The organism is Bacteroidales bacterium, from assembly GCA_014860585.1.
Lineage (GTDB): Bacteria > Bacteroidota > Bacteroidia > Bacteroidales > 4484-276 > RZYY01.
Window position 1 is genome coordinate 1 of the sequence record JACZJL010000036.1, and the last position, 2,925, is coordinate 2,925.

Sequence of the window (2,925 nt, forward strand, 5' to 3'; positions counted from 1 at the left end):
GATTATTAGCACAGAGCGTTGAAAATCTATGAGGAAGACTTTTGAGACCGCCTCTTTATAATAAACTCTTCACTACCCTCTTCACCAATGTTCCTTTTTCACCACTTAGTTTAAACTGGTAAACTCCGGATTGAAGATCCGAAAGGTCAACGCTGAGTTCTTTTTGACCTACGTTAACAATTGTCATGATTGTAGTTCCAAGTGACCCGATCACCTCAATTTTTGAGAAATCCGAAATACCGGAAATCCAAACCAGTCCATCAGTGGGATTGGGATAAACATTGATATTTGGTGAAAACCCACTTACAATGCCGGTGGATGAAAGGTTTATCATTTTGATGGCTGATAATCCCTCATCGGCGAAATTGCCGGAATGTGGCATTTGCAGGTTGTATTCCACCTCCATATCGAAAATTTCGCCGGTTGATGGCCGGTAAACCTTGAAGGTCATCAGCTCCATATCATCAAAGCCATCTTTAAAAGTAGTTAATTGGTCATCGGCATTGGCGATGAGAATGAAATTGCTTTTTGGATCAATAATTTCAGCTACGCCATGACAGATTTCCTGTTCTGAAAAAACGCCGATCACGTCGCCGGGGAGCAGTCCCTGAGTGTGATCTCCTTCGATGACAATCAGATGCGAAGAACCTGTAACAACGACTTCATTCCAGGGATGATCTGGATGCTTTTCCTGGGGAAGCTGAGCTGTCCAGGTGTTTTTAGCGTTTTCAGGAAACGTCACGGAACCGGATGAATTGAGGTAAGCATAATAAGCTTTTCCCGGCAGCAGGCTTCCCAATGTGTTGATGCCAAAGGCAGGCCAGTACACGCCAACCCCGGCCACATCTTTAACCAACTCGACGCTCGTTCCTGCGAAAAGTGAAACCACGTTCACCGGTTGGTTAGTTATAACCGGAACGAGACTCCATCCTGCATTTATCCCGAAAACCTTGTTGGATTCCTCTGCACCGCTGATCTCCAGCACATCCGGCGCACTCATTTTCACTTTATATGCCGATTGTGGCTGCCAGATGCCGATGGTATTTATTCCACCTGACGGATAATAGGCCTGTGTCATGGTTTGGGCAATGATAAAATTGCTGCCCAGTGGGTCAAATATGCTCACCATGTTGTCGTTTGCTGGCATTACAAAACTCGAAAGACCACTCCATCCTGCGGGTAGTGGGATGCTGTGCGTCATCAGCTCATCGCCCCAGAATATGCGGTTAAACTGATCTTTCTCAAAAGGAGTTCCTGCAAAACCACCAAAGGCATTTTCAAAAGTAACCTCCCCCTGATCAACAGATTTCACCACATTATAATTGCCTCCCCAGCTATTCATCGGAAAATTGGCTTCTGGTATCGTAATGGTCTGATTATTATTGATTGTAAGCAAAGTTCCGCCAGCTATTCCATTTTGAAAGGTTGATTTCAGGAAAGGCAACATGGGATTGATGGCTGCACCGTCTTTGATGTGTATCCCCATCTCGCCCATCCGCTCAAATATAGCATATTGTGCACCGATGGTTCCCCCTGAATTGACTTCGAGACTGAAATAGCCGGGTGAGGTGACCAGCGCAGAGAAAGCAGTGGAACCTAAAAGGTTCAGACTGCCTCCATTATTCACCAACAGGGTGCGGTTATTTCCCATGCTGAGGGTAGCGCCTTCGTTAAGGTTCATTTCACCGGCACTAATGTTGAGGTCGCCGTCAACATGCAGCGTTGCTCCCTGGGTGATGGTAATGTGTGTTTCGGAATACATTACCTGTGAAAAGGAGATTCCTGAAATGAAGCATGATATTGTAAAAAGGATAATGTGTTTCATGTTGTTGCAATTTTAAAAGATTAGATAAATAAACAAATTATTTTGAATTGAGTTGTTTCTCCAGCGCATCAATCCGTTGGTTTTGTGATTCAATAATGGCATGAAGCTCTTTAATCGCCTCAGTTAGCACAGGTATCAGACCAATGTAATTTATCCCCTTGTAGCTTAGCGGGTCGCGTTGCGCTGTATGTGTATCAGAATAGGGATCTGTTCCGGGATGAATGTTTTCAGTTACCAATTCAGGGAAAATCGTTTCAAACTCCTGAGCAATAAAGCCAAATTGAGTTCCTCCGGAAAGGTTCATAAAACCAAATTCATCACACCTGTTTTCATACATCTTGCCTTGCAGCCGGGTGATTTTTTCTAAATTGTTCTCCATTTCACGTATATTCCGCTTCAACGAGAGGTCAGAAGGATTGCTAAAATTGCCGGTAACGGTTACATTTCCATTGAAATAGCCTGCATAATTGGTTGCTAATGAACCAGAACCCTCTGCAAAAATTCCATAATTAACAGAAAAAGATTGAACTGAAAAGTAACCGGCGTACCTAAACCCACCTTGATTTCCTCCGGTAACTTCAGAATGTAAACCATACTTAAGGCCAGTAGTGTTAGACCCAACAAGAAAAGCACGCACACCATAGCGACCACCCTGAAAAAAGCCCCCAGTTCCTGTTGTGTTTAGCGCTACTTTGCCGACAACTGCTGTTCCGTCATAACTGGATACTGCATCAGATATTTCTGCTATGATCAAAGGTTGCGATGCAGAAGTGGCCACCACATGTAGCAAACTACCTGGGTCAGTTGTGTTTATACCCACATTTTGCTGGAAATAGTTTTTACTTCCGCCTGATCCTGCAAAATAGCCAGCATAGCCTTCAGGACTATCTGTTAGCCCATAGACTCCGTAATTAGTTCCAGAAGTCGCCGAAGCATACCCATAAACACCGCGGCCTGACACAGAAACTGCTTCACCGAATACTCCATAATTGGAATTTGTAGTGCTGAAATTTTTTCCATACACCCCTGCCGAACCAGATCCAGATGTGGTGTTTAGTGCAAACCCCCTGATGCCATTGGCATTAGCTGAGGGTGAGTCT

2 protein-coding genes are annotated in these 2,925 nt (G+C 44.3%); both read right to left on the reverse strand.

The annotated features are described in order from the left end of the window. Positions 1–55: 55 nt before the first annotated feature. Entirely contained in the window at positions 56–1,825 is a 1,770-nt protein-coding gene (locus IH598_04520) for a T9SS type A sorting domain-containing protein (GenBank protein MBE0637762.1), read from the reverse strand. Between the two features lie 37 nt (positions 1,826–1,862). Beyond that, the coding region (locus tag IH598_04525) for a tail fiber domain-containing protein (protein MBE0637763.1) at positions 1,863–2,925 on the reverse strand (1,063 nt) is incomplete at its 5' end.

Bases quoted from the DNA above. Each gene is read 5' to 3' on its own strand.
- IH598_04520 (MBE0637762.1), bottom strand. From the start codon at position 1,825: ATGAAACACATTATCCTTTTTACAATATCATGCTTCATTTCAGGAATC.